Here is a 25,125-nt window from a genome sequence, read left to right as displayed (position 1 = left end):
CAATGTTCGAGAAAATCCTGATTGCCAACCGCGGAGAGATCGCCCTGCGCGTGATCCGTGCCTGCCGCGAGATGGGCATCCGCTCGGTCGCGGTCCATTCGACCGCCGATTCCGACGCGATGCATGTGCGCATGGCCGATGAGGCGATCTGCATCGGTCCGCCCTCCAGCACCGACAGCTACCTGTCCGTTCCCGCGATCATCGCCGCCTGTGAGGTGACGGGCGCGCAGGCGATCCATCCCGGCTACGGTTTTCTCTCCGAGAACGCCAATTTCGTCCAGATCGTCGAGGATCACGACCTCACCTTCATCGGACCGAGCGCCAGACATATCCGCATGATGGGCGACAAGATCACCGCCAAGGACACGATGAAGGCGCTTGGCGTGCCCTGTGTGCCCGGCTCCGAGGCGGGAATCGCCGATGTCGAAGCTGCGCTCGAACTGGGCGAGGAAATCGGTTATCCGGTGATCGTGAAGGCGACCGCGGGTGGCGGCGGCCGCGGCATGAAAGTGGCCCATAGCGCGACAGAAATGCAATCGGCCTTCCGCACCGCCCGCGCCGAGGCGAAGGCGGCCTTCGGCAACGATGAGGTCTATATCGAGAAATACCTCACCACGCCGCGTCATATCGAGATTCAGGTCTTCGGCGACGGCAAGGGCAAGGCGGTACATCTGGCGGAGCGCGACTGCTCTCTCCAGCGGCGGCATCAGAAGGTGCTCGAAGAGGCGCCCGGCCCCTCCATCAGCCAATCCGAACGCGACAGGATCGGCAAGATCTGCGCCGACGCGGTGGCCGAGCTGGGCTATTCCGGCGCGGGCACCATCGAGTTTCTTTATGAGAACGGTGAGTTCTATTTCATCGAGATGAACACCCGTCTTCAGGTCGAACATCCGGTGACAGAGGCGATTTTCGGCGTGGACCTCGTGCGCGAGCAGATCCGCGTTGCCGAAGGGCTCCCCATGTCGTTCGGTCAGGACGATCTGGAAATCAACGGCCACGCCATCGAAGTGCGCATCAATGCCGAGAAGCTGCCGAACTTTTCCCCCTGCCCCGGCAGGATCACCCATTACCACGCGCCCGGCGGGCTTGGCGTGCGGATGGATTCGGCACTTTACGACGGCTATACGATCCCACCCTATTACGACAGCCTGATCGGCAAGCTGATCGTGCATGGCCGCGACCGGCCCGAGGCCATCGCCCGGCTCCACCGCGCACTGGGAGAGTTGATCGTGGACGGTGTGGACACGACCATCCCGCTGTTTCACGCCCTGCTGACAGAGCCCGACATTCTTGCCGGAACCTACAACATTCACTGGCTGGAACACTGGCTTGAAAGCAATCTGGGCGGCGGCTGATGCCGTCCCTCGGCGCATAGGCATGTCGGAGCTGACACCTGACATGCTCATGCGCGCCTATGCGATGGGGATTTTCCCCATGTCGGAGCATCGCGACGACCCGGAAATTTTCTGGGTCGATCCAAGGCGGCGCGGGATCATGCCGCTTGATGGCTTTCACATCTCGCGCTCACTACGCCGGCGGCTGCGGCGCGGGGATTTCCGCGTTTCGGTCAACCGCGACTTCGCCGCCGTGGTCGATGGCTGCGCGGATCGCGACGACACATGGATCAATGCGGAAATCCGGCGCCTCTACCTCGCGCTGCACCTGAAAGGACGGGCCCATTCGCTCGAGGTGTGGGACAGCGCCGAGACGTTGATCGGCGGCGTCTATGGCGTCACGCTGGGGGCCGCCTTTTTCGGAGAAAGCATGTTCTCGCGCCGCACCGATGCCTCGAAAATCGCGCTGGCGTTTCTCGTGGATCGACTCAATCTCGGCGGGTTCACGCTCTTCGATACGCAGTTCCTGACACCGCATCTGGCGTCACTCGGAGGGCAGGAGGTCAGCCGCGCCGCCTATCACGCGCGGCTGCGTGAGGCCATCACGCAGGAGGCCGATTTCACCGCCCCGCCGGTTCCGACGGTTCAGGAGGTGATGCAGCGCAATACCCAGATGTCATAGCGCGCATGATCGAGCGCGTTCAGCGCCGGGGAAGAGGCGATCATCCACCCCTGAAACAGCGGATCGGCTTCTGCTTCATCGCGGACGGTGAGAAAGGCAAACGCCTCGCCTGTCGGATTGTCGACCGGATGGCGGCAATCCGAAAGCTCAATGCGAAGTTTCTCAAGTCTTGCCGAATGGCCGGACTGAATCTCGAAGTCCTCCACCTCGCCGCTCAGCCTGTCGATCCCGCGCAGCACCGCGCCTGGCGATTGCGCGACCTCTTGCTGAATCACTGTTTCCTCGGTCTGGCCAAAACCGGGGCTCAGCGTGATTGGCGACTGGTAATAATCCTCGGTAATCGATGGCGCATCCGGGTTCGCTCTTGGCATTTCCTCGATCTCGATTCGCGGCCCGTCCCGATTGAAGGTGGGAATGTCATCTTCGGTGATCGATGGTCCCGATTGCGTGTCCGTCTCGGGATCGTCGAGCGGTTCGACCACGATCTCCTGCGCCTGTGCCAATCCGGCCCAGCATAGCAAAAGGGATATGGCAAACAGTCTCACTGCACCTCTTCCTCTCCACCACCACCCGAGGCGAACTTGAGCAGAAGCGATACAAGGCTGACAGCGCCCTGCGTGTCTATGATCTCCTCTCCCGCCGCAAGGTTGAACGGCGATCCGCCGGGCAGGATTTCCACGAAATTACCGCCCAGAAGCCCTTCGGAGGATACGACAACCGCGCTGTCATCGGGAATTTCCACGCCGTCCTGCACCAGAAACACGGTATCGGCGCGGAAGGTCTCGGTATTGAGTCGAACCTTCGTGACAGTGCCGATCTTCACCCCGGCAAGGCGCACATCCGTGCCCACGCTCACGCCTTCAGCCGACCGGAAAGAGGCCGTGAGCGGATACCCTCCGTCGCGCCCCCCGGTCAACCCGGTGGCCTGACTCACATACACCAGAAAACCGATCGCCACGGCCAGGACGACCGCGCCCACGGCGATCTCGATGCGTTGTGCCGCTGACATCTTCGTCCCCTCCGGGGTTATTCAGGCGTCCACGCCTCATAATCGCGCCGTTCCACCGGATGGGCGCGGCGAATTGATCCCGTTGGCGCATAGGCCAGCGGGGTACCAGTCAGGTTCTCCTGGTGCGGCTTCTCCCAAGGCTTGTGCCCCAGCGGTTTTTCGCTCGGTGCATCGTCATAGGTGCGATGCAGCCAGCCGTGCCAATCGGGGCTGACCCGGCTTGCCTCCGCCTCGCCGTTGAAGATCACCCAACGCCGGGAATCGTCGCGGTTGCGGTAGAATATGTTGCCCTGGTCGTCCTCACCCACCATCTGACCCTTGCGCCATGTGAAAAACTGGGTGTTGAGCGTGCTGCCATGCCACCATGTCACCGCGCGCAGAAGTGTGTTCAGAATGCCCATGAATGCCTCCGCAAATTCTTCCTTTCTATGCCGCATCGCGGGGCAAAGGTCCAGTGGCCCGAACGCGCGAAACGGGACGCGATACCCTGAGACGCCAAGACAAACGACGCCGACCGTCTGGTGGCGTCGTTTGCGACTCCAGGCAATCTCTCCGGATCAGCCCGCGGTGGCCGATTCCTTTTCGCCCTCGCCGTGGATCATCAGCGGCGCGGCATCCGAGGTCACCGCCTCTTCGTTGACCACGACCTCGGTCACGCTGTCCATTCCGGGCAGCTCGAACATCGTGTCGAGCAGGATATCCTCCAGGATCGAACGCAGACCGCGCGCACCCGTCTTGCGCTTGATGGCCCGCTTGGCAATCGCCCTGAGCGCCTCGTCGGTGAAGGTCAGCTTGGCATCCTCAAGCTCGAAGAGCCGCTGATACTGCTTGACCAAGGCGTTCTTCGGCTCTGTCAGAATCGTGACCAGCGCGTCTTCGTCCAGATCCTCCAGCGTCGCCAGAACCGGCAGACGACCGACGAATTCCGGGATCAAACCGAATTTCAGAAGATCCTCGGGTTCGAGATCCTGGAACACCTCGCCGATATTGCGTTCCTCGCTGCTGCGCACATCGGCGCCAAAACCCATCGCGCTGCCCCTGCCGCGCTGCGCGATAATCTTGTCGAGCCCGGCAAAGGCACCGCCACAGATGAACAGGATGTTGGTCGTGTCCACCTGAAGGAATTCCTGCTGCGGATGCTTGCGCCCGCCCTGCGGCGGAACCGCGGCAACGGTGCCCTCCATCAGTTTCAGAAGCGCCTGCTGCACCCCCTCGCCCGACACGTCGCGGGTGATCGACGGGTTTTCCGACTTGCGCGTGATCTTGTCGACCTCGTCGATATAGACGATGCCGCGCTGCGCACGTTCCACGTTGTATTCACTCGACTGAAGCAGCTTGAGGATGATGTTCTCCACATCCTCGCCGACGTATCCCGCCTCGGTCAGCGTGGTGGCATCGGCCATGGTGAACGGCACATCAAGAATGCGCGCCAGTGTCTGCGCCAGAAGCGTCTTGCCGCAGCCCGTGGGGCCGATCAGCAGGATGTTGGATTTCTGTAGCTCGATATCGCCGGATTTCTGCGAGTGGTTGAGACGCTTGTAGTGGTTGTGCACCGCCACCGACAACACCCGCTTCGCCACCATCTGCCCGATCACGTAGTCATCGAGCACCTCGCAGATGTCCTTGGGCGTCGGCACTCCTTCCGAGGATTTCAGGCCACTTGCCTTACTCTCTTCACGGATGATGTCCATACACAGCTCGACACATTCGTCGCAGATGAACACCGTCGGGCCCGCGATCAGTTTTCGCACCTCGTGCTGGCTCTTGCCGCAGAAACTGCAGTAGAGGGTGTTCTTGCTGTCGCCACCAGAATTCGTCGCCATAATCTACCTTTCGGGGCCTTAATGCTCGTCCCAGGGTGCGCCACCCTGCCAAAGCCTCCACGTTTCGGCCAGCCTAAGCCAGCCATTTGCCCGGCACAATCTCAAATCGCCCCGCGTTCGGGATCGGGGCGATCACAGTGCCGGTATCACTTCTTCTCCTCTTCGACCTTGTCGCGGCTCTCCACGATCTCGTCGATGTGACCCCATTCCTTGGCTTCCTCGGGGGTCATCCACTTGTCGCGATCAAGCGCTTGCCGCACTGTCTCGTAATCCTGGCCCGTATGGCGCATGTAGAGTTGATAGAATCGCTCGCGCGTCTGCTCGATGTGCCGCGACTGGATCAGGATGTCCTCCGCGGTGCCCTGACTGCCACCCGAGGGCTGATGCACCAGAAATTCCGAGTTGGGAAGCGAGAACCGAAGCCCCTTTTCGCCGCCCAGTGCGATCACCGATCCCATTGAGGCCGCCAGACCGCAGACAAGGGTCGAAACCTTGGGTCTGATATACTGCATCGTGTCGTAAATGCTCATCCCCGCGATCACTGAACCGCCAGGCGAATTGATGTACATCGAGATTTCCTTCGACGGATTTTCCGCCTCCAGATGCAGAAGCTGCGCCACGATCAGGCTCGACATGCCGTCATGCACCTGCCCGTTGACAAAAATGATCCGCTCCTTGAGCAGGCGCGAGAAGATGTCATAGGCCCGTTCGCCGCGGCTGGTCTGCTCGACCACCATCGGAACCAGCGTGTTCATGTAAGTTTCGTGAGGATCCGTCATATGTGTGCGCCTGCCTGCTTCTGTCGTTCCTGCGATCCTTACAGATCGCGACCTAACAGAGTCTTAGTTGGGCATACGGGGGGCTGCAAGGGGCGGTGGGCGAATTAGCGTGCCGCGCGACGTCCCTGTTGGCCGCGCGCCTCAACGATACATGGGGGGTAAGGGGGGCGCAAACCCCGCGCTCAGCGGAACAAAATGCGAATGCGCGACACGCCTTTCCTGCGCAAGGGTGCGGCACGATGTCCGCCGGACGATGCCGGACGGGCGCAGAGGGTTCGCAAAGGGGCCGGGCGACCGCCCGGCCCGATCGACTTACCCGAACATGTCCGAGGTGATCCCGGCATACCAGCCCAAAGATTCCTCGAAGGTCTGGCGCCGCAAATCCTCATCCTCGCCGGTGTCGCTGATGAAGCCATCGACCTTGGCGATCTTCTCGTCCGTCGCCTCATAGGTGGCGCCCACCTTCACGCCGTCCTCTGTGTCGATGAGCGACCAGCAGGTGTTGGAGAACTTGGCCGGGAACACGCGCGAGTCCGTCAGCGCCCCGCGCACCGCCATCGCCGCGACCTTGGCCTGGCTATTGGCCGAGAAGCCGGATTTCGGCATGTCGCCCTGATTGGTGGCATCGCCCAGAACGTGGATATTCTCATCCATCCGGCTCTGCATGGTCTGCGGCACCACCGGGGCCCAGTTGCCCTCGGTGATCCCCGCCAGCTCGCAGATACGCCCGGCCTTCTGCGCCGGGATCACGTTGCAGGCATCGACATTCTCCACCGCGCCGTCGATGGTCACGGTCATCGCCATCGGATCGACCGAGACATTCTCGCCGCCGAAATCCGGGCCGATCCGCTCGATCATGCCGCCGTAGTGCTTGGCCCACCCTTCCTCGAACAGTGCCTGTTTCGAAAAGTTCTGCTTGGGGTCCACGATCAGGATCTTCGCGGTCGGATTCTCCTCCCGCAGCTTGTGCGCCACCATGCTCACCCGCTCATAGGGGCCCGGTGGGCAGCGATAGGGATTCGGCGGCGCGACCATCGCGAACACCCCGCCCTCGGGCATGGCCTCGATCTGCGCCTTGAGAAGTTCGGTCTGGCTTCCGGCCTTGTAGGCGTGGGGCATCCGCCCCTGCTGCGAGATGTCCCAGCCGGGCACCGCGCCTTCCACGAAGTCGATGCCGGGGCTCAGGATCAGCCGGTCATAGGGCAGCGTGTCGCCCCCCGCCAGACTCACCGTTTTGGCGTCCCGATCGATCCCCACCGCCCAATCGTGCACGACGTTGATGCCATACTCGCTGGCCAGCGTGCCATAGCTGTGGGCGATGCTCGAAAGCTCGCGGAAGCCTCCGATGTAGAGGTTGGAGAAAAAGCAGGTATAATAGCTCCGCGTCGGCTCCACCAGCGTGACGTCAATCTCGCCCTTACTGTCCTTGGCGACATAGCGGGCCGCCGTGGCGCCGCCCGCCCCGCCGCCGATCACGACAACGCGCGGGCGCCCGTGCGAAGCCCCCATCACCATGGGCGCGGCCATCGTGGCCGCCGCGGCGGTTCCCAGGAATATCCGTCTGTTGATCGTCATGTGAGCTCCTCCCAGATCTCGGTTGTGGTATGCCCTCACTCCAATCCCTTGAAATAGGCCGCGAGGGCGGCGATTTCCTCGTCTGACAGCCGTCCGGCCATCATCTGCATCACCGGGTGCGGCCGCAGCTTCTGCTTGTAGGCATGCATGGCGACCACGAAATCCTCCTCGGGCCAGCCGGTAATCGACGGTATGCCGTCGTTGTCGCCGTCCACCTGATGGCAGGTCGTGCATTCACTGGACAGATACTCGCCAAAAGCCGCGTCGCCTTCGATCGACAGGACCTCTTCCGGCAAATCCACCTCCATCTTGCGCGCGGTCGGCGCGGCCTCGGGGATATTCTGTGGATTGTCGGAGAATATGCGCAAATAGGCAAGAACATCGTCGCGGTCGCGCTGGTTCTTGAGCCCGGCGAAATTCATCCGCGTGCCGGATACAAGCGCCTTGGGGTTCTCCAGATAGGCATCAAGCCGGCGCAGATCCCACACCAGCCCGTCGTCGCGGGCCCGCTCGATGCTTCGGGAATAGTTGAACTCGGGGAAACTGGCCGCCTTGCGCCCGAAGATCCCGTTCAGATGCGGGCCGATCCGGTGCCGCGCATCCGGCCCGACCTGATGGCAGGAGGCGCATTTTCTGGCGAAGACGGTCTCGCCGCGCTCCGCGTCGCCAATGGGGCGCGCGCCTTCCTCGGCGCGCGCCGCTGTCGTGATGGCCGCGCAGACTGACAGGATCAGGACTGCGTGGCGCATGGATCACTCCTCGAAGCTCTTGAGGTATTCGATCACCGCGGCTTGATCCTCTTCCTTGCGCAACCCGGCAAAGGACATCTTCGTGCCCTTCAGGAAATCGCGGGGCTTGGCGAGGAAGGCAGCCAGATTATCCTCGGTCCAGACTTCTCCGCTCTCGCCCAGTTCGGCCATCGGCTTCGAGTATCGGAAATCCTCGATCCTTCCGACACTCGCGCCAACGATCCCGTTGAGCTGCGGGCCGACCCGGTTCTTCGCGCCCTCACCGACCTGGTGACAGGCCTGGCACTTGCGGAAAACCTTCTCGCCCTCGGCAACAAGCTCGGGGTCAAGCGCGGCCTGTTGGGTTTCGGCCTCTTCGGCGGCAGGCTCTTCGGCGGCGGCTTGATCGGCTATCGCCTCTTCCGCGTCATCCTGCGGGGTCACGTCAAGCACCGTGGCGCGCATGGTGATTTCCACCTCGTCCTTGCAGTTCTCCGTGCAAGGCTCGGCGTCCCAGAAATGCGCCTCTGCGGTTTCGCGGTCATCGACGATGAACCCGTCCGCGTTGGGCATTTCCACATCAAGGAAGTTGTCTTTCGTCAGAACGAAGTCATCCTCCACGATGTAGTTCGAATACAGGATATAGGCCACGATGGCATAGGTCTCATCCGCGCTCAAGATCTGCGCGTTGCCGTAGGGCATGGAGCGATGGACATAGTCCCACGCCGTGGACAGATACGGCCAGTAGCTGCCGACCGTCTTCACCGGATCCTCATCCGCAAGCGACCCCTCGCCGCCCGCGAGCGCCGGCCAGTTGCCCACACCCTCGGCAAAGTCGCCGTGACACACGGCGCAATGCTCGACAAAAAGATCCTCGCCATCCGACACGGACCCCGACCCTTCGGGAAGCCCGGTGCCGTCCGGCATCACGTCCAGATCCCATGCGGCGATTTCATCGGCGGTCGCGGCACGGCCAAGGCCATACCCGTCAGCCAGCGCCGGGGCGGCGCCGAGCGATGCGGCCACCGCCCCGATCAGCCCAAGGTTAAGATACTTCGACATTCTCGGCCTCCCCGTTCGGCGTGACCAACCAGGTCTGAATACAGTTGTTGTGGTAGATCGAATTCTCGCCGCGCACCTCGCGCAGCGCCTCCTTGGTCGGCTGCACATAGCCGGTGTCGTCCATCGCACGGCTTTGCAGCAGCATTTCCGACCCGTCCCACTCGATGTCGAGATAGAACCGCGTCAGCGCCTTGGCCTCACCCGGCTTGGCCAGACGCGCGGTCTGCCAGTTCTCGCCGCCGTCGATGCTCACATCCACGCGGTCAATCGCGCCACGCCCTGACCATGCCAGCCCGGTGATGACAAGCGGCCCGGCCCCGTGGGGGATCGGCGATTGCGGGCTTGGCGAGGTGATGACCGATTTCGCGTCCATCTCCCACGTCCACTTGCGCGACGTGCCGTCGGCCAGCGTGTCGGTGTATTTGCTGGTCTCCTCGCGGCTCTCGACCGGGCCATCCATGACCTCGACCCGGCGCAGCCACTTGACCCACATGTTGCCTTCCCAGCCCGGCACCACGAGGCGCACCGGATACCCGTGCTCCTTGCGCAGCGCCTCGCCATTGGCCTTGAAGGCCACCAGCACATCGTCGAGCGCCTTGTCCATCGGGATCGAGCGGCCGTTGGAAGAGGCGTCCGCCCCCTCGACATAGATCCACTTGTCCGACAGATCGCCCGCCGGATCGAGCCCGGCCTCCTCCAGCAGCGTGCGCAGCGGCACGCCGGAATACTCCATGTTATGGATCATCCCGTGGGTGAATTGCGCGCCGTTGAGCTGCGCGCCGGCCCACTCCATCCCGGTGTTGGCGGCGCATTCGCAGAAATAGACGTGGTTTTCGCGCGGGAACCGTTCCAGATCGGCATAGGTGAACACAAGTGGCGTATCCACCAGCCCGTTGATCATCAGCCGGTAGTCTTGCTTGCTCAACTCGATCGCACCCGAATGGTGCCGCTCGAACGCACAGCCCTGCGGCGTGATCGTGCCATCGAGCGCATGGATCGGCGTGAAGTTGATCGACGAAATCGTGTCCGCGGTCAGCCACTCCACGTTGCGCCGCACCACATCGCTCTCGAACCGGATCGGCAGCCCGTAAGGCGTGGCATCGACCCCTTCGCCAAACCCGCTCGCCCACGGCTGCACCTCGGTGATCAGGGGATCACCCTCCGCTGCGCGGACCATGCCCGCACCGGCCACCGCTCCGCCAGCCGCGACCGCCCCTTTCAGGAACGCCCGGCGTGACGGGACCTTGCCCTTGACGCTCTCCGTCATCTGACTTGTCTCCTTTACAACATTCACTTCGCGGTCGCCTGCTCAGGCGCCCACCACCTTCACCGAATTGTTCGGCTCAAGCGAAACCGTGCCCTTGCGGCGAATATACGCCTCCACCACGTCCCAGATCGGCGGGCCCTCGGTGCCTTCGTTGACACTCGCCCAGCCGGCCACGACATAGCTGCGCGACGGGTCGATCGCCTCGCCGGTGCGCAGCAGCGTCAGATCGCTGATCCGCTCGCCCTGCGGCTTGTTGATGTCGATGCGATAGCCAAGGCCGCCCACGCGCACCATGTCGCCGCCCTGCTGGTAATAAGGGTCGGGGTTGAACAGGTTGTCGCCCACGTCCTCCAGCACGACCTTGAGGAATTCGCCCGTCATTTCCGTGCGATACGCCTCGCCATAGCTCATAGAGGTGACGTTCCAGATGTCCTCGCGCGTGATGTCCTGCCCCGGCAGGACCGACGGCCCCCAGCGCACGCCCGGCGACATCGCGATATCGGCGTCGCGCTCCTCGATCAGCGCCTGACAGATCAGGTCGTCCCATGTGCCGTTGAAATTGCCTCGGCGATACAGAAGCGTGTCGGTCTTGCCGATCACCTCGGTCAACTGGTCGATAAAGGGCGCGCGCTGTTCGTCGATCAGCCGCGTGACCGAAGCATCCGGCGCGATCACGTCCGAAAAGATCGGGATCAGCTTGTGCCGGAACCCCATCATCTGCCCGTCGCGCACGTCCAGATCGACGCGGCTGACGAATTTGCCGTTCGAGCCGGTGGCGATCAGGATCGTGTCGCCGACCAGAACCGGCTCGGGCAGCGCGTCATGCGTGTGCCCGGTCAGGATCACGTCGATCCCCTTGACCGTTCCGGCCATCTTCTTGTCCACGTCAAAGCCGTTGTGGCTCAGGCAGACGACAAGCTCCGCTCCCTGCGCGCGCACCTCGTCCACCATCTCCTGCATCCGCTCATCCCGGATGCCAAAGCTGTACTCGGGGAACATCCAGCCGGGGTTGGCGATCGGCATATAGGGGAACGCCTGCCCGATCACCGCGATCTTCACGCCGCCACGCTCGAAGAACTTGTAGGGCGGGAAGGCTTCGGCCGGCTCGTCCCATTCGGCATCGAATATGTTCTGCCCCAGCGCCGCGAACGGCAGGCCCTCGACGATCTCGCGCACCCGCTCGCTGCCCAGCGTGAATTCCCAGTGGAAGGTCATCGCATCGGGCTTGAGCGCGTTCATCACGTTGACCATGTCCTGGCCCTGCGTGTGATGGCAGGTATAAGAGCCGTGCCATGTATCCCCGCCATCGAGCAAAAGCGCATCGGGCCGGTCCGCGCGGATCGCGCCGATCACCGTGGCGATGCGATCCAGTCCGCCCATCTTGCCGTAGGTGCGCGCCAGCGCGGTGAAATCATTGTAGGTCAGCGCGTAATGCGACGGGCTGCCATCCTCTATGCCATACATGCGGCGGAAATCGGCACCGGTGATATGCGGCACCTCGCCCTTGTTCTTGCCCACACCGATATTGATCTCCGGCTCGCGGAAATAGATCGGCTTGAGCTGTCCATGAATGTCCGTCAGATGGATCAGCGACACGTTCCCGAAGGTGTCGAATTGCAAGAGCTGATCCTGGGTCAGAGATTGCTGCGCCGCAAGACGGCCCCAGTTTCCGAACCCGCTGGCCCCGACAAGCGCCGATGCGGCCATGCTGGCCTGTAGAAAATCGCGACGAGAGATCATGCCATTGCCTTTCCGTCTGTCATGCCATTCATATTCGCATGTATGAATTATTTAAGCATAGGAAGGCCCGCGCCTTTCCCGGCGCGGGCCTTTAAGTCTTAGTTGCGAACCGACGGTGCTTCGACCGAAAGACCGTTGCCGCGCGAAGCGACATAAAGCTCAAGCGCCACGAACGCGTCGCTGCCGGGCGCGAAGGTCTCGGCGCGGGTGTCACGCACACAGCCCTTGAACCGGCCATGCGCGGTGTTAAGCCGTGCGTTCTTCAGGCGGTAGACTGGAAAGCCGTTAATCTGCCCCTGGCTGAGGTGGTCGGCGCGGATCATGTTGCCATAATTCTGCTCGTGGCAGTTGGCGCAGCTTAGCTCAAGCTGACCATAGCGGGTATAGTAGATTTCCTTACCCCGCTCCCAGGTTTCCTGAGCTGGCCCGTCGATGGCCACATCCACCGGCATTCCACGCGACTGGACAGAGATCAGGGCCTCCATCGACGCCATCGGTCCGCTGTCGTACTTGTAAGGCTCCGCGCCCATCTGGTTTTCGCGGCAGTCGTTGATCTGCATCGCGAGGGTGCGCACTTCACCGGCATCCTCGTTCCACTTGGGATAGGTGGCCCGCACGCCCTTCATCGAATCCGCGGGATCTTCGTGGCAGCTCGCGCAGGATTTGTCCTCCGTCCCCTCGGCGGTCTGCCAGGCGTCCATCGCCTGATCGACGAAGATCATGCCGGGGTTGTCGAAGTCGTCCATCTGAAGCGCCTGTGTCTCGTCGGCGCGGAAGTGCCAGCCGGACATCACTGTCGGCAGTGCGCCGTCCAGATGGTCCGCCGGTTCCACCTTCGTGGTCATCTCGATCTCGCCATTGATGACGAGGTTGTCGTCATCCGGGTCCGCCACGACCAGCGCCGGCACGGCGAGGGCAAGCGCGGCGATCGCCGTCATTGCCTTGAATTTCATCGCATTTCCTCCCTTGGGTCTCCGCCCCGCCCCCAACACCGAGGACAGGGCGCTGCCTGGGTCCGTTGACCGGATTATCCCACCGTGACGTTCTTGGCTTCCTCGTAAACGTCACCATCGTCATCATACCAGGTGAATTTCATCTCACCGGATTCCGGGATGGTGGCGTAGAACTCGAAATAGGGGTTGGTCGAAATCGCCGGTTCCATCTTCACGTCGATCACGTTCTCACCGTTGAAATCACAGGTGAAGCGGTGAATGATCGACCGCGGAATGGTATTGCCGTCGCTGTCCTTGCGCTGGCCCGATTCCATCTTGTGGCTGATGAGGGTCTTGATCGTGACCACCTCACCTGCGTCGGCCGAACTCGGGACCTTGACGCGGGGTTTTACACCAGATGCCATATCTTGCTCTCCTTATGCCTTAGCCGCCGCAGCCGCCGATGGTGACTTTGACGTTCTTGCTGGTCCGCGCAAAGCTGCCGTCGGCAAGCTGGGCAATCGCGATCACGTCCTGTGTGCCCGCCAGACGAATCCGGGTGGACGCGGCGTGCGAACCGGCCAGCGGGCCGAAATTGAACGTTGCGACCGGCGGGGTCGGGTTGCCCGCGGCGAGCACCATGATGGCGCTCGCGCCTTCGGCGGCCACTTCGATCGGAACCGTGTTGCCGTTCTCGGCAATTTCGGGCGCGGTCAGCGTCACGCCGCTGTCCGCCACGTCGGCGCCGCCGGTGAACTCGTTTATCAGCTCATCCACCGTCGCGGCATTGGCGCGGAACGGCAGAACGGTCATCGCCGCAGCGGCCGCCCCCAGCGCCAGAGTGTCACGTCTTGTGAATTCCATGTCTCTTCTCTCCTTGGTGTTGTCCGGTCCTGATCACTCTTCCGAGAGCGTCATGAGAAATGCGACCACGTCCTCGATCTGCTGCGCGGTCAAAAGCGGATCGAGAGGTTCCTCCGCGGCCTTGCCGGTGTAGGCATCGCCGGGACGGATATATCCTTCGACCTTGTAGTAGGACGGCATCATCGTGCCATCATACGTCTTCTTGGCGTTGGCGACGATTCCGCGAATCTCCGCTTCGCTCCAGCGGTCGGCCACACCGTCAAGCGGCGGCCCGATCTCACCCTGAAACGGCGTATCGCTCAGCGCGCTCACCTGATGGCAGGCGATGCAATTGCCGATTCCCTTGTTCTTGACGACATTGGCGCCAGCTTCCGGATCGCCCGGCACCCCGGTCAGCGATTCGCTTACCGAGCCATATTCGCCAAACGCGACGTCAGTTGGGGCAACCGGCCCCGCCGTTGCGCTTCCGGCCGCGATGATCGCCGCCCCTGTGAGTGTCCAAAGCCTCATGTCTCCTCCCATTCAATGCCTGTTCGTGGCTTGCAGTCATTAAGCATACCGTAGTCCACAGCGGGATGGAAACGCAACATCAAATTCATGGAAATGAATAATTGAGAATGATTCTCCGGCGATGCTGCGCCCTTTGTCCCCCATGCGGATCAATCGGTGCTGCCGTCGTTCCTTTCGCGGATCTTGCGCGCGTGGTAGCGTTGGAAATCCTCCTCCGACTGATCAAGGTAACGTTCCTCGGCCACCCATGTCATCATGTCGAAGGTGGTGCCCGCCGCGAAGGCGCCCGGCATCACCGCCACCGCCTGCGCCACGGCCGGCTTGCTCTCGTCGAGTTCGGGCGGCATGAAGATCATCGTCGGCGTGAACATCACGTTCCATTTGCGGGCCGCCGCCTTCTCGGACAGCGCCTCGCCATCGGTGTCGATCAGTTCCGTATCGCCGTGCAGGTTGATCTGTACCGGGAAATAGGTCTCTTCGAGATGCTCCTTCACGCGCGGGTCTGTAAAGGTGTTCTCATGCATGTCGCGGCAATAGATGCAACCGCGCTGCTCCACGATGAGCAGAAGCCGCTTTCCCTCGCTTTCCGCATCCGCGAAATCCTCCCGCAGATCCTTGAAGGTCTCCTTGTACCAGCCGGGCTTGTGCAGCCCGTCGTCTCCCATCTCCACCGCCCAGAGCGGCAGCGCCCAGATCACCGCCAGCGCGGCCAGTATCATCCGTTTCATGGTCTCAATCCTCCCAGACCGTGTTTCCCAAAATCGCGCGTCGCACCCTCAGCGATGCAACGCTCGCTGCGGTAATCCGTTCCGCCGTCGGTTGGGGCCGGTGTCCGGCACCGACGCAATACCGACGTTATACCGACGTGATACCGAAAGCGGTTTTTCCGCAATATCAGCACGTTAACCTCGATTCGTCATCCCACCTTGCCGAAGGTTGGAAACACCTCCAGCATCCAGAAGGCGATCACGTTCACCGCGTCCGTGGCGATCAGGATCGCGAACACAATCAGCATAACCCCCATCGCCTTCTCGACATAGGGCAGATACCGCCGGTTGCGCTGCATCCAGCGCAGGAAGGGCCGCGCGAAGATCGCCGCCACCACGAAGGGCGCGGTCATCGCCAGCCCGTAGACCAGCAGCAGAAGCCCCCCGCGAAACAGGTCGCCCATCCCGCTCGCGATCATCAGGATCGACGCCAGCGCTGGCCCCACGCAGGGCGTCCAGCCAAAGCCGAAGGCCAGCCCCATGACATAGGCGCCGATCATCGTCGTCGGCTCTGCCGTGCTCTCGACCTTGGCCTCGCGGTACAGCAGGCCGATCCGGATAACCCCCAGAAAATGAAGGCCGAATACCGCCAGAATCGCCGCCGCGACATAGGACAGCGGCTGCCGCCACTGCGCGAAGGCCTGTCCCAGCGCCGTCGCGCCAAGCCCCAGAAGCACGAAGATCGTGCTGACGCCAAGTGCGAAAAGAACCGACGACAAGACAAGCCGCCGCTGCGCCCCCGGCGCGATCGTACCGTCCCCCTGAAGCTGGTTCATGGAGATACCCGCCATGTAACACAGGTAGAACGGGACCATCGGCAGAATACAGGGCGTAAAAAACGACAGAAGGCCGGCAAGCGCGGCCCCCGCGTAGGAAATGTCGAACATGGGGTATCCTTGATCAATTCATATATTCATATTATGTTTCCTGTCGACGCTTCGTCAATCGGAGTTCCAATGCCCCGCGCCATTTTCGCTATGTTCTTCACACTGCTCACCGCCCTGCCCGCAGCGGCGGTGGAGCTTGTCATGGTGGAACAGCCCGGCTGCGTCTATTGCGAACGCTGGGACGCAGAGATCGCACCGATCTGGCCGAACTCCGAGGCCGGGCAATATGCCCCCCTGCGCCGCGAACGCCTGCGCGCGCCGCCACAGGATGTGGACTATGCGCGCAAGGTGGTCTTCACACCAACCTTCTTGATCGTCGAGGACGGGCGGGAACTGGCTCGGCTCGAAGGCTACCCGGGAGGGGATTTCTTCTGGCCACTGATCGAACAACTTCTCGAAAAACATACCGGATTTGAAAAGGGAGACTCATGAGACATCTCATTGCCGCCGCCGCCACGCTTTGCCTTGCCGCCCCTGCCTTCGCACAGGACGACGAAGGCCCCTTCGTCGACTTCCAGACCCTCAAGCCCGAGGTCGCGCTCGAAATGGCGCAGGCCGCGCTGCAATCGTGCCGCGAGGCGGGCTATCAGGTCGGCGTGACCGTGGTGAACCGCTTCGGCCAGCCGCAGGTGTTCCTCTCCGATCGCTACGCCGGCGTTCACTCCTATGAAACATCACGCCGCAAGGCATGGACGGCGGTGAGCTTCCGCACCTCCACCACCGAACTGGCCGAGGCCACGAAGGCGGGCACCATTTCTTCGGGCATCCGCGATCTGACCGAGGCGCTGCCGCTGGGGGGCGGGCTTCTGGTGAATGCCGGTGACGGTAGCATCGTCGCGGGAATTGGTGTATCCGGCGCACCGTCACCCGAACTTGACGATGAATGCGCCGAAGACGGCATCGCCGCGATCGAAATGCAGATCGCCTTCTGAAGCCGGGCAGGAGACAGACGAGGAAAGCGTGGTATGGGACTTCCGGTTTTCAACAAGGACATTTCCGAACAGGAAATGGATCGCATGGTGGACAATGCCACCACCGCCTCGAACTTCCTCAAGGCGATCAGCCATGAGGGCCGGTTGATGATCCTGTGTCATCTCGTGTCGGGCGAAAAATCGGTCACGGAACTGGAAGATCTCCTAGCCGCGCGTCAGGCCGCCGTGTCACAGCAGCTTTCCCGCCTGCGCCTTGAGGGGCTTGTCGTGTCCCGCCGGGAGGGTAAGACAATCTATTATCGTTTGGCGGATCATCGCCCCCGGCGTATGCTGGAACTGGTGTACGCGCTGTTCTGCGCCGAGGAGGACGATCAGACGGACGCGTCCACCGCCTGACGCCGCGCGCAGCCGGAATCCCGGCAACACAGAGGGAGGAGGGTCCGGCGATGCTGGAACTGCTGGAGTTTGTCGGCGAAAGCAACCTTGTCGCGCTGTTCGGCGCGGCGGGCGGGCTTATGCTCGGCCTGGCCGCCCGTCTTGGCCGTTTCTGCACGATGGGCGCGATTGAGGACATGCTCTATGGCGGTTCAAGTACGCGGATTCGCATGTGGGCACTGGCCATCGGGGCGGCCGTCCTTGGCTCATTCACGCTTCTGGGCACCGGGTTTCTGAAGCCGGAGCTGTCCTATTACCTCTCGATCCGCTGGATGCCGATGGCCTCGATCCTGGGCGGACTCATGTTCGGCTATGGCATGGCCCTGGCGGGCAACTGCGGCTACGGTAGCATTGCGCGGCTCGGCGGTGGTGACCTGCGCGCCTTTGTCATCGTTCTGGTGATGGGGGTGTCCGCCTATGCCGTTCTGGCCGGGCCACTGGCCCCCTTGCGCAACTGGGCCTTTCCGCAGGTCGACGTGACCACCCACACACCGCCGGGAATCGCCCATATCGCGGGCGACTGGCTCAACCTCTCGCCGGTGCCGATCGGTCTGGCCATCGGGGCGCTGATCTGTATCGGCGCGCTGGCGTCGCGCGATCTCTGGGCCAAACCGCAGTCGATCTTCTGGTCGCTCGTGGTGGCGCTGGCAGTCATCACCGGCTGGGCCGGAAGCCAGTGGGTCTTTTCCAACGGGTTCGACGCGCTGCCCGTGGTCTCGCACAGCTTTTCGGCCCCGGTGGGCGAATCGATCGTCTATGCCATGTCCGGATCTGTCCGCCCGCTGTCCTTTGCCGTGGGCTCTGTCGCAGGGGTCTGGGTCGGCGCGTTCATCGGCTCGCTGATCAAGGGGCATTTCCGCTGGGAAGCCTGCGAAGATCCGCGAGAGCTGCGCCGCCAGATTCTCGGCGCCGTGATCATGGGCGCAGGCGCGGTGCTCGCGCTCGGCTGCACGGTGGGGCAAGGCATCACCGCCTTCTCGCTCCTGTCGCTGTCGGCGCCCGTCACCGTCCTGTCGATCCTGATCGGCGCCGCGATCGGCCTGCGCCAGTTGATCGAGGGGTTTCAGCCCGCCGAATAGGCCCCGCCCGCCTCGCCCGCGCGGGCAGCCAGCTTTCCACTTGACCTCCACGCCGCAGAGCGTCAACTAACGCCCCATGTCTACACCCAAGCTCACCATCGACCTCGCCGCACTGGCCGCCAACTGGACCGCACTGGATGCGATGACCCACTGCGAAACGGCTGCGGTGGTAAAGGCCAACGGCTACGGTCTGGGCGTCGGCCGCGTGGGCCGCGCATTGGCTCAGGCGGGGGCGAGGCGCTTCTTCGTCGCGCTGGCCGAGGAAGGCGCCGACCTGCGGCAGGCGTTGGGTCCGGGGCCGGAAATCTGCGTCTTTGCCGGGCACATGCCGGGCGATACGGACATGATCAGCGATCTGTCGCTGGTGCCGATGATCAACACCGTCGATCAGATGCTGCGCCATGTGGAGGCGCTGCCCGGCCATCCCTTCGGAATTCAGCTCGACAGCGGCATGAACCGGCTGGGAATGGAGCCCGCCGAATGGGCCGCCCTGCGCGACATCGCGCTGGAGCAGAACCCGGTTCTGATCATGTCGCATCTGGCCTGCGCCGATGAGCCGGACCACCCGATGAACGCACAGCAGCTTCAGGCATTCCGTGACATGACCGAGGGTTGCGACGTGCCGCGCTCCCTCGCCGCGACGGGCGGCATTCTTCTCGGCCCCGAGTATCATTTCGACATCACCCGCCCGGGTGTCGGCCTTTACGGGGGGCACCCCTTCGCGGACGCCGACCCCGTCGCCCATGTCACCATCCCCGTGATCCAGATCCGCGATGTGCAGCCGGGAGAGACCGTGGGCTACGGCAACACATGGACGGCCAGCGCCCCCACCCGCGTCGCCACCGTCGCGGGCGGCTACGGCGACGGCATCCCCCGGATCATGGCGCCCCATGCGCAGGTCCATGTGGGCGACACGCCCTGCCCGGTGCTGGGCCGGATCTCGATGGATCTCATCGCCGTCGATGTCACCCACCTCGATGCCGACCCCGCCGAGGTGGAACTTCTGGGCACGCATCAGGGCGTCGATGATCTGGCCGGCTGGGCCGGCACCATCGGCTACGAGATTCTCACCTCGTTGGGCGGGCGCTACACCCGCCGCTACCGCCCGTGATCGCGGCTGCGCCTCTCGCCTATCTGGGCCGGCAGACGCTGGCGCTTCTGGCGCTGACCGGACAGGTGTCGCTCTTTACGGCGCAGGGGCTGAGCCATATCTTTCGCCCCCCCTTCTACGGGCGCGAATTTCTGGTGGCGCTGCTGCAAATCGGCTGGCTGTCGCTGCCGGTCGTGGGGCTGACCGCGTTCTTCACCGGCGGGGCGCTGGCGCTTCAGATCTATGACGGCAGCACCCGTTTCTCGGCCGAGGCCGTGGTCCCGCAGATTGTCGCCATCGGCATGGTGCGCGAGTTGGGGCCGGTGCTGGGCGGTCTGATGATCGCGGCGCGCGTGACCTCCTCCATCGCCGCCGAGATCGCCACCATGAAAGTGACAGAGCAGATCGACGCGCTGGTGACGCTCTCCACCCATCCGATGAAATACCTCACCGCGCCGCGCGTTCTCGCCGCGCTTCTGGTGGTGCCCGCGCTGGTCGGCGTCGGCGACGTTATCGGCGTGTTCGGCGGCTTCATCGTCAGCACGCAGCAACTCGGCTTCAACCCGTCCACCTACATCCACAACACCGTGGATTTCCTCGAAGTGCGCGACGTCCTGTCATCACTGGCCAAGGGCTGCGCCTTCGGCGGGATCGCCGCCACGATGGGATGCTATTTCGGGATGAATTCCGGTCGCGGCGCGCAGGGCGTGGGTCAGGCCACCAAGGGCTCGGTTCAGGCGGCGGCGGTGCTCATCCTCGCGGCCAACTTCCTGCTCACATCATTGTTTTTCGGCACATGATCACGCTTCGGGATGTTCATAAGGCTTTCGGTGCCAACAAGGTGCTGCGCGGCGTCGATCTGGAGGTGCCGCGCGGCAGTTCCATGGTCATCATCGGCGGCTCCGGCTCTGGCAAGTCCGTGGCGCTGAAATGCGTTCTCGGGCTGGTTCCGCCGGACGCCGGGCAGATCCTCGTCGATGGCAAGGACGCGACCAGGGGCGACCGCGATGCCTTTCTCGCCCGCTTCGGGATGCTGTTTCAGGGTGGCGCGCTGTTCGATTCCCTGCCCGTCTGGCAGAACGTGGCCTTTCGCTTGCTGCGCGGCTCTCTCAAGCGTCCGAGGGATGAGGCACGCGAGATCGCGGTGGAAAAGCTGCGCCGCGTCGGGCTGTCCCCGGATGTGGCCGATCTCTTCCCGTCCGAGCTTTCGGGCGGCATGCAGAAGCGCGTGGGCCTTGCCCGCGCCATCGCGGCGGAGCCGGAGATCATCTTCTTCGATGAGCCGACGACCGGGCTCGATCCGATCATGGCCGGGGTGATCAACGACCTGATCCGCGAGATCGTCACGGAGATGGGCGCCACCGCCATGACCATCACCCACGACATGACATCGGTGCGCGCCATCGCCGACAACGTGGCGATGCTCTATGACGGGGTGATCAAATGGACCGGCCCGGTGGCCGAGATGGACAATTCCGGCGATCCCTATCTCGATCAGTTCATCCACGGCCGCGCGGACGGGCCGATCGCGGCGGTGCGCTAGGCATCAATCTCGCCATCGGAGCAATCGCTTTCCGTTTGAAAGTGCTTTATTGCCCGGATCATGCGCTACGCCAACCTCGCCCTTTTGATCCTCTATCCCGTCGCGTGGTTCGCCCCGCTGCTGCGCGCGGGCTATCTGCCGCTCTTCGGACTGTCGGAAATCACCATCGTCTCGGGGCTGCAAAGCCTCTGGGGCACCGATCCGGCGCTGGCGCTGCTGGTCAGCTTTCTGGCCCTTTTCGCGCCCTATCTGAAGACCATCGGCCTCGCGCTCATTCACTTTCACCTGTTGCGCCGCCGGGTTCTGCCCATGCTCGACATCCTCGGGCGGCTGGCGATGGCCGATGTGTTCCTGATCGCCCTTTACATCGTGATCGCAAGAGGCGTCGGGCGGGTCACCATTGAAACCGGATGGGGGCTCTACCTCTTCACCGGCTGCATTCTCGCCTCCGTCGCGATTGCCCATTTGACGGCGAAGCGCCGAGGCGTCAAAAGCTGATCATGGCCAAGTCGAAATCCGAATTCACCTGCACCGCCTGTGGCGCCCGTTTCACCAAATGGTCGGGGCGTTGCGATACCTGCGGGGAATGGAACTCCATCGTCGAAGAGGCGCCCCTCGCCGCCGGGCCCGCCGCCGCCACGCTCGGACCGGCCAAGGGACGGGCGGTCGCGCTGTCCGACCTGGGCACGGAAGAGGCTCTGCCCCCCCGCACCATGAGCACGCTTGCCGAGCTTGACCGCGTGCTGGGCGGTGGTCTGGTGCCCGCCTCCGCCACGCTGGTGGGGGGCGATCCGGGGATCGGCAAATCCACGCTGCTGCTACAGGCCGCCGCCGCCTTTGCCCGCGGGGGAATGAAAACCCTCTATGTCTCGGGAGAGGAGGCGCCGGCACAGATCCGAATGCGCGCGCAGCGACTGAAGTTGTCGGATGCGCCCGTCATGCTGGCCGCCGAAACCAACCTGCGCGACATCCTCACCACGCTGGAGACGGAGCGCCCGCATCTCGCCGTCATCGATTCCATTCAGACCATGTGGTCGGACACCATCGGCTCCGCGCCCGGCTCCGTCAGTCAGGTCCGCGCCGCCGCGCATGAGCTGACCTCCTTCGCCAAGCGCCGGGGCATGTCGGTGTTTCTCGTCGGACATGTCACCAAGGATGGCCAGATCGCCGGTCCCCGCGTGGTGGAGCATATGGTCGATACCGTCCTCTATTTCGAGGGAGAGCGCGGTCACCAGTTCCGCATCCTGCGCGCGGTCAAGAACCGCTTCGGCCCCGCCGACGAGATCGGCGTGTTCGAAATGACGGGCCGCGGACTTGCCGAGGTGCCCAACCCTTCGGCACTGTTCCTGTCCGAACGCGGCGACCCCAGCCCCGGAAGCGCCGTATTCGCCGGGATCGAAGGCACGCGCCCGCTGCTGACCGAATTTCAGGCGCTTGTCGCCCCCTCCCCCCACGCGCAGCCGCGCCGCACCGTGGTCGGCTGGGACAGCGGGCGCCTTGCGATGATCCTCGCCGTGCTGGAGGCGCGTTGCGGCATCCCGTTCACCGGGCTCGATGTCTATCTCAACGTCGCGGGCGGGATGAAGATCACCGAACCGGCGGCCGACCTGGCGGTGGCCGCCGCGCTGCTTTCGGCGCGTGAGGACACCGCGCTGCCGAAGGAAACAGTCATTTTCGGGGAAATCAGCCTCTCCGGCGCCCTTCGGCCGGTGTCACAGACAGAAAACAGGTTGAAAGAAGCCCAGAAACTTGGTTTCTCATCCGCAGTGGCCCCGCGGGGCGGCAAATCTCCCTCGGTGGCGGGCATGAGCCTGAACCGCCCGGGCGATCTGACCGCGTTCGTCGGGGACATGTTCGGCGCGGGATAACCGGCGGACCCGCCAAAACAAAAAAGGGACAGGACACGGCATGGACGGATTTACCCTCATCGACGGCGTCGTGGCTGCCGTGATCCTCATTTCGGCCCTTCTGGCCTATTCGCGGGGGTTCGTGCGCGAGGCGATGGCCATCGCCGGCTGGGTCGCCGCCGCAGTCCTCGCTTTTCTCTTCGCCCCGCACGTGGAGCCGCTGATCCGGGAAATCCCCGTTCTGGGCGAATTCATCGCCGACAGTTGCGAGTTGAGCATCATCAGCGCCTTCGCCGCGGTCTTTGCCGTGGCGCTGGTCGTGGTCTCGTTCTTCACGCCGCTGTTCTCGTCTCTGGTCAAGCGCTCCGCCCTCGGCGGGCTCGATCAGGGGACGGGTTTTCTCTTCGGCGTGCTGCGCGGCATCCTTCTGGTGGCCATCGCCTTCTTCGTCTATGAAACCGTTGTCACCTCGCAAAACTTTGCAATGGTCGATGACAGCCGCTCCGCGCAGGTCTTCGGCCGCATCACCCAGCAGATCGAAGAGCGCAACCCCGAGGCCGCACTCGGCTGGATCACCCGGCAATACGAGGAACTGGTCGGCGCCTGTAGCGAGTGATTTCAAGTCGCGCAGACCGATCCATTGCACATTCGCAGGACAAGCTGCCCGCCTTTGTGATCCTTTCGTGACATACCGTGCGGAACCCCTTAAGGAGGGGCATGCAACGGTCAATGGATTCGGAGCTGCCCCCTTTGTCCATCAAATTCCCCCCCGCCCACCCCTTCGACGATGACAAACTGCACGAGGAATGTGGCGTTTTCGGCGTGATCGGCCTGACCGATGCCTCCAATTTCGTCGCCCTCGGCCTGCACGCCCTTCAGCACCGCGGACAAGAGGCCGGCGGCATCGTTTGCCACCAACCCGGCCAGGGCTTTCACTCCGCCCGCCGCTTCGGCTATGTGCGCGACAACTTCACCAAGGAAAGCCTGATGAAGACGCTGCCCGGGCCCTTGGCGATCGGGCACGTGCGCTATTCCACCTCCGGCTCCAAGGGTCCGACGCAGATCCGCGACGTGCAGCCCTTCTTCGGGGAGTTCTCGATGGGCGGCGCGGCAATCGCCCACAACGGTAACATCACCAACGCCATTGCCCTGCGCCGCGAATTGATCGAGCGCGGCTCCATCTTCCAGAGTTCGTCGGACAGCGAGTGTATCATTCACCTGATGGCCCGCTCCCTGCAACGCGACATCCCCGAACGGATGGAGGACGCCCTGCGCCGGGTCGAGGGCGCGTTCTCCATTGTCGCGATGACCGGAACGGAGCTGATCGGCGTGCGCGATCCTCTGGGCGTGCGCCCGCTTGTGCTCGGACGGCTGGGCGATGGCTGGGTGCTGTCGTCGGAAACCTGCGGGCTCGACATCATCGGCGCCGAATTCATACGCGAAGTCGCGCCCGGCGAAATGGTCGTCATCACCGAGGCCGAAGGCATCGACAGCCGTTTCCCGTTCCGCCCGCGCAAACCCCGCTTTTGCATTTTCGAACATGTCTATTTCTCGCGCCCCGATTCCATCCTCGGCGGGCGCTCCGTCTATGAAACCCGCCGCCAGATCGGCGTGGAACTGGCACGCGAGGCGCCGGTCGAGGCCGATCTGGTCTGCCCGGTGCCCGACAGCGGCACGCCGGCCGCCATCGGCTATGCCCATGAAAGCGGCATCCCCTACGGCATGGGCATCATCCGCAATCAGTATATGGGCCGTACCTTCATCGAACCGACAGAGCAGATCCGCAACATGGGGGTGCGGCTGAAGCTGAACGTCAACCGCGCGCTGATCCGGGGCAAACGGGTGATCCTCGTAGACGATTCCGTGGTGCGCGGCACAACCAGCCGCAAGATCAAGGAAATGGTCCTCGACGCAGGCGCGAAAGAGGTGCATTTTCGCATCGCCTCCCCGCCCACCTCATGGCCCTGCTTTTATGGCGTGGACACGCCCGAGCGCGACAAGCTCCTTGCCGCCAACATGACCGAAGAGGAAATGACCCGCTACCTTGAGGTGGACAGCCTGAGGTTCGTGTCGCTCAACGGTCTTTACCGCGCCGTCGGAGAGGCGCAGGGCCGCGATACGGAGCACCCGCAATACTGCGACGCCTGTTTCTCCGGCGAGTATCCGGTGGAACCCACCGACATGATCGACAAGGGCTTTCAGCTCAAGGCGGCGGAATAGCGCCCGCGCGCCGCACTCGG

At 63.3% G+C, this 25,125-nt stretch carries 29 protein-coding genes; 13 read left to right on the top strand and 16 right to left on the bottom strand.

What is annotated here, in order from left to right; genetic code table 11:
* Window positions 1-2: 2 nt before the first annotated feature.
* Together accC and aat are read left to right on the top strand one after the other, a co-directional pair.
* Complete coding sequence (gene accC / locus BMW66_RS07380; protein WP_093117004.1) at window positions 3-1,355, top strand: acetyl-CoA carboxylase biotin carboxylase subunit; 1,353 nt, start codon at window positions 3-5, stop codon at window positions 1,353-1,355.
* A 22-nt stretch (window positions 1,356-1,377) separates the two neighbouring features.
* A complete protein-coding gene (aat, locus tag BMW66_RS07375) occupies window positions 1,378-2,016 on the top strand; it encodes a leucyl/phenylalanyl-tRNA--protein transferase (protein ID WP_093117002.1) in 639 nt (212 codons plus the stop codon).
* Here the strand turns inward: aat and BMW66_RS07370 are convergent.
* From BMW66_RS07370 to BMW66_RS07295, 16 genes are all read right to left on the bottom strand, one after another.
* Complete coding sequence (locus tag BMW66_RS07370) at window positions 1,980-2,561, bottom strand: DUF2155 domain-containing protein (protein WP_245729397.1); 582 nt, start codon at window positions 2,559-2,561, stop codon at window positions 1,980-1,982. The genes aat and BMW66_RS07370 overlap by 37 nt on opposite strands.
* The gene (mlaD, locus tag BMW66_RS07365) at window positions 2,558-3,025 is read right to left on the bottom strand and encodes an outer membrane lipid asymmetry maintenance protein MlaD (protein WP_093117000.1); all 468 of its coding nucleotides are present in this window, start codon (window positions 3,023-3,025) and stop codon (window positions 2,558-2,560) included. Before mlaD ends, BMW66_RS07370 begins: the two co-directional genes overlap by 4 nt.
* Before the next feature lie 17 nt (window positions 3,026-3,042).
* The gene (locus tag BMW66_RS07360; protein WP_093116998.1) at window positions 3,043-3,426 is read right to left on the bottom strand and encodes an NADH:ubiquinone oxidoreductase subunit NDUFA12; all 384 of its coding nucleotides are present in this window, start codon (window positions 3,424-3,426) and stop codon (window positions 3,043-3,045) included.
* Window positions 3,427-3,582: 156 nt separating this feature from the next.
* A complete protein-coding gene (clpX, locus tag BMW66_RS07355) occupies window positions 3,583-4,848 on the bottom strand; it encodes an ATP-dependent Clp protease ATP-binding subunit ClpX (RefSeq protein WP_093116995.1) in 1,266 nt (421 codons plus the stop codon).
* 146 nt (window positions 4,849-4,994) lie between these two features.
* Entirely contained in the window at window positions 4,995-5,627 is a 633-nt protein-coding gene (locus BMW66_RS07350; protein WP_093116993.1) for an ATP-dependent Clp protease proteolytic subunit, read from the bottom strand.
* 312 nt (window positions 5,628-5,939) lie between these two features.
* Window positions 5,940-7,202, bottom strand: a complete 1,263-nt coding sequence (locus tag BMW66_RS07345) for an NAD(P)/FAD-dependent oxidoreductase (RefSeq protein ID WP_093116991.1) — start codon at window positions 7,200-7,202, stop codon at window positions 5,940-5,942.
* A gap of 35 nt (window positions 7,203-7,237) precedes the next feature.
* Window positions 7,238-7,951 carry a c-type cytochrome gene (locus tag BMW66_RS07340; RefSeq protein WP_093116989.1) on the bottom strand — a complete coding sequence of 238 codons (714 nt, stop codon included), beginning with the start codon at window positions 7,949-7,951 and terminating at the stop codon, window positions 7,238-7,240.
* Window positions 7,952-7,954: 3 nt separating this feature from the next.
* Complete coding sequence (locus tag BMW66_RS07335; RefSeq protein WP_093116987.1) at window positions 7,955-8,992, bottom strand: c-type cytochrome; 1,038 nt, start codon at window positions 8,990-8,992, stop codon at window positions 7,955-7,957.
* Window positions 8,976-10,259: a sulfite dehydrogenase gene (gene soxC / locus BMW66_RS07330; RefSeq protein ID WP_093116985.1), complete on the bottom strand. Its 1,284-nt coding sequence runs from the start codon at window positions 10,257-10,259 to the stop codon at window positions 8,976-8,978. Before soxC ends, BMW66_RS07335 begins: the two co-directional genes overlap by 17 nt.
* A 42-nt stretch (window positions 10,260-10,301) precedes the next feature.
* The gene (gene soxB / locus BMW66_RS07325) at window positions 10,302-11,999 is read right to left on the bottom strand and encodes a thiosulfohydrolase SoxB (protein ID WP_093116983.1); all 1,698 of its coding nucleotides are present in this window, start codon (window positions 11,997-11,999) and stop codon (window positions 10,302-10,304) included.
* 98 nt (window positions 12,000-12,097) lie between these two features.
* Entirely contained in the window at window positions 12,098-12,952 is an 855-nt protein-coding gene (soxA, locus tag BMW66_RS07320) for a sulfur oxidation c-type cytochrome SoxA (protein WP_093116981.1), read from the bottom strand.
* Window positions 12,953-13,026: 74 nt separating this feature from the next.
* Complete coding sequence (gene soxZ, locus BMW66_RS07315) at window positions 13,027-13,356, bottom strand: thiosulfate oxidation carrier complex protein SoxZ (protein ID WP_093116979.1); 330 nt, start codon at window positions 13,354-13,356, stop codon at window positions 13,027-13,029.
* A 19-nt stretch (window positions 13,357-13,375) separates the two neighbouring features.
* Entirely contained in the window at window positions 13,376-13,795 is a 420-nt protein-coding gene (gene soxY / locus BMW66_RS07310; protein ID WP_093116977.1) for a thiosulfate oxidation carrier protein SoxY, read from the bottom strand.
* A gap of 33 nt (window positions 13,796-13,828) precedes the next feature.
* Window positions 13,829-14,305, bottom strand: coding sequence for a sulfur oxidation c-type cytochrome SoxX (gene soxX / locus BMW66_RS07305; RefSeq protein WP_093116975.1), 477 nt, complete (start codon window positions 14,303-14,305; stop codon window positions 13,829-13,831).
* Between the two features lie 149 nt (window positions 14,306-14,454).
* Complete coding sequence (locus tag BMW66_RS07300; RefSeq protein WP_093116973.1) at window positions 14,455-15,033, bottom strand: thioredoxin family protein; 579 nt, start codon at window positions 15,031-15,033, stop codon at window positions 14,455-14,457.
* A gap of 188 nt (window positions 15,034-15,221) precedes the next feature.
* Entirely contained in the window at window positions 15,222-15,959 is a 738-nt protein-coding gene (locus BMW66_RS07295; RefSeq protein ID WP_093116971.1) for a cytochrome c biogenesis CcdA family protein, read from the bottom strand.
* Between the two features lie 69 nt (window positions 15,960-16,028).
* On the opposite strand from BMW66_RS07295, the gene BMW66_RS07290 reads away from it, so the two are divergent.
* The 11 genes from BMW66_RS07290 to purF all read left to right on the top strand — a co-directional run bounded on the left by BMW66_RS07290 (window position 16,029) and on the right by purF (window position 25,105).
* Window positions 16,029-16,391, top strand: a complete 363-nt coding sequence (locus BMW66_RS07290; protein WP_093116969.1) for a thioredoxin domain-containing protein — start codon at window positions 16,029-16,031, stop codon at window positions 16,389-16,391.
* A complete protein-coding gene (locus tag BMW66_RS07285; protein WP_093116967.1) occupies window positions 16,388-16,891 on the top strand; it encodes a GlcG/HbpS family heme-binding protein in 504 nt (167 codons plus the stop codon). Before BMW66_RS07290 ends, BMW66_RS07285 begins: the two co-directional genes overlap by 4 nt.
* Before the next feature lie 33 nt (window positions 16,892-16,924).
* Window positions 16,925-17,287 (top strand): ArsR/SmtB family transcription factor, encoded by a 363-nt coding sequence (locus tag BMW66_RS07280; protein WP_093116965.1) that lies wholly within the window; start codon window positions 16,925-16,927, stop codon window positions 17,285-17,287.
* A 59-nt stretch (window positions 17,288-17,346) separates the two neighbouring features.
* Window positions 17,347-18,405: a YeeE/YedE family protein gene (locus BMW66_RS07275; RefSeq protein WP_175483189.1), complete on the top strand. Its 1,059-nt coding sequence runs from the start codon at window positions 17,347-17,349 to the stop codon at window positions 18,403-18,405.
* Between the two features lie 76 nt (window positions 18,406-18,481).
* A complete protein-coding gene (gene alr / locus BMW66_RS07270; RefSeq protein ID WP_093116960.1) occupies window positions 18,482-19,516 on the top strand; it encodes an alanine racemase in 1,035 nt (344 codons plus the stop codon).
* Entirely contained in the window at window positions 19,513-20,295 is a 783-nt protein-coding gene (locus BMW66_RS07265) for an MlaE family ABC transporter permease (protein ID WP_093116958.1), read from the top strand. The genes alr and BMW66_RS07265 overlap by 4 nt, the downstream gene beginning before the upstream one ends.
* On the top strand, window positions 20,292-21,038 hold the full coding sequence (locus tag BMW66_RS07260) for an ABC transporter ATP-binding protein (RefSeq protein ID WP_093116956.1): 747 nt from the start codon (window positions 20,292-20,294) through the stop codon (window positions 21,036-21,038). The genes BMW66_RS07265 and BMW66_RS07260 overlap by 4 nt, the downstream gene beginning before the upstream one ends.
* A gap of 57 nt (window positions 21,039-21,095) precedes the next feature.
* Complete coding sequence (locus BMW66_RS07255; RefSeq protein WP_093116954.1) at window positions 21,096-21,536, top strand: paraquat-inducible protein A; 441 nt, start codon at window positions 21,096-21,098, stop codon at window positions 21,534-21,536.
* Window positions 21,537-21,538: 2 nt separating this feature from the next.
* Window positions 21,539-22,906: a DNA repair protein RadA gene (gene radA, locus BMW66_RS07250; protein ID WP_093116952.1), complete on the top strand. Its 1,368-nt coding sequence runs from the start codon at window positions 21,539-21,541 to the stop codon at window positions 22,904-22,906.
* Between the two features lie 40 nt (window positions 22,907-22,946).
* Complete coding sequence (locus tag BMW66_RS07245) at window positions 22,947-23,501, top strand: CvpA family protein (protein ID WP_093116950.1); 555 nt, start codon at window positions 22,947-22,949, stop codon at window positions 23,499-23,501.
* Window positions 23,502-23,614: 113 nt separating this feature from the next.
* Entirely contained in the window at window positions 23,615-25,105 is a 1,491-nt protein-coding gene (gene purF / locus BMW66_RS07240; RefSeq protein WP_093116948.1) for an amidophosphoribosyltransferase, read from the top strand.
* The last annotated feature ends 20 nt before the right edge of the window (window positions 25,106-25,125 follow it).

Origin of the sequence: Salinihabitans flavidus (genome assembly GCF_900110425.1) — a bacterium.
Taxonomy (GTDB): domain Bacteria; phylum Pseudomonadota; class Alphaproteobacteria; order Rhodobacterales; family Rhodobacteraceae; genus Salinihabitans; species Salinihabitans flavidus.
The sequence above is the reverse complement of the archived record's forward strand: the minus strand, read 5'-3'. Positions and strand labels throughout refer to the sequence as shown.

Coding starts and splice junctions, on each gene's coding strand:
- accC (WP_093117004.1), top strand. CDS start 3: ATGTTCGAGAAAATCCTGATTGCCAACCGCGGAGAGATCGCCCTGCGC.
- aat (WP_093117002.1), top strand. CDS start 1,378: ATGTCGGAGCTGACACCTGACATGCTCATGCGCGCCTATGCGATGGGG.
- mlaD (WP_093117000.1), bottom strand. CDS start 3,025: ATGTCAGCGGCACAACGCATCGAGATCGCCGTGGGCGCGGTCGTCCTG.
- BMW66_RS07360 (WP_093116998.1), bottom strand. CDS start 3,426: ATGGGCATTCTGAACACACTTCTGCGCGCGGTGACATGGTGGCATGGC.
- clpX (WP_093116995.1), bottom strand. CDS start 4,848: ATGGCGACGAATTCTGGTGGCGACAGCAAGAACACCCTCTACTGCAGT.
- BMW66_RS07350 (WP_093116993.1), bottom strand. CDS start 5,627: ATGACGGATCCTCACGAAACTTACATGAACACGCTGGTTCCGATGGTG.
- BMW66_RS07345 (WP_093116991.1), bottom strand. CDS start 7,202: ATGACGATCAACAGACGGATATTCCTGGGAACCGCCGCGGCGGCCACG.
- BMW66_RS07340 (WP_093116989.1), bottom strand. CDS start 7,951: ATGCGCCACGCAGTCCTGATCCTGTCAGTCTGCGCGGCCATCACGACA.
- BMW66_RS07335 (WP_093116987.1), bottom strand. CDS start 8,992: ATGTCGAAGTATCTTAACCTTGGGCTGATCGGGGCGGTGGCCGCATCG.
- soxC (WP_093116985.1), bottom strand. CDS start 10,259: ATGACGGAGAGCGTCAAGGGCAAGGTCCCGTCACGCCGGGCGTTCCTG.
- soxB (WP_093116983.1), bottom strand. CDS start 11,999: ATGATCTCTCGTCGCGATTTTCTACAGGCCAGCATGGCCGCATCGGCG.
- soxA (WP_093116981.1), bottom strand. CDS start 12,952: ATGAAATTCAAGGCAATGACGGCGATCGCCGCGCTTGCCCTCGCCGTG.
- soxZ (WP_093116979.1), bottom strand. CDS start 13,356: ATGGCATCTGGTGTAAAACCCCGCGTCAAGGTCCCGAGTTCGGCCGAC.
- soxY (WP_093116977.1), bottom strand. CDS start 13,795: ATGGAATTCACAAGACGTGACACTCTGGCGCTGGGGGCGGCCGCTGCG.
- soxX (WP_093116975.1), bottom strand. CDS start 14,305: ATGAGGCTTTGGACACTCACAGGGGCGGCGATCATCGCGGCCGGAAGC.
- BMW66_RS07300 (WP_093116973.1), bottom strand. CDS start 15,033: ATGAAACGGATGATACTGGCCGCGCTGGCGGTGATCTGGGCGCTGCCG.
- BMW66_RS07295 (WP_093116971.1), bottom strand. CDS start 15,959: ATGTTCGACATTTCCTACGCGGGGGCCGCGCTTGCCGGCCTTCTGTCG.
- BMW66_RS07290 (WP_093116969.1), top strand. CDS start 16,029: ATGCCCCGCGCCATTTTCGCTATGTTCTTCACACTGCTCACCGCCCTG.
- BMW66_RS07285 (WP_093116967.1), top strand. CDS start 16,388: ATGAGACATCTCATTGCCGCCGCCGCCACGCTTTGCCTTGCCGCCCCT.
- BMW66_RS07280 (WP_093116965.1), top strand. CDS start 16,925: ATGGGACTTCCGGTTTTCAACAAGGACATTTCCGAACAGGAAATGGAT.
- alr (WP_093116960.1), top strand. CDS start 18,482: ATGTCTACACCCAAGCTCACCATCGACCTCGCCGCACTGGCCGCCAAC.
- BMW66_RS07260 (WP_093116956.1), top strand. CDS start 20,292: ATGATCACGCTTCGGGATGTTCATAAGGCTTTCGGTGCCAACAAGGTG.
- radA (WP_093116952.1), top strand. CDS start 21,539: ATGGCCAAGTCGAAATCCGAATTCACCTGCACCGCCTGTGGCGCCCGT.
- BMW66_RS07245 (WP_093116950.1), top strand. CDS start 22,947: ATGGACGGATTTACCCTCATCGACGGCGTCGTGGCTGCCGTGATCCTC.
- purF (WP_093116948.1), top strand. CDS start 23,615: ATGGATTCGGAGCTGCCCCCTTTGTCCATCAAATTCCCCCCCGCCCAC.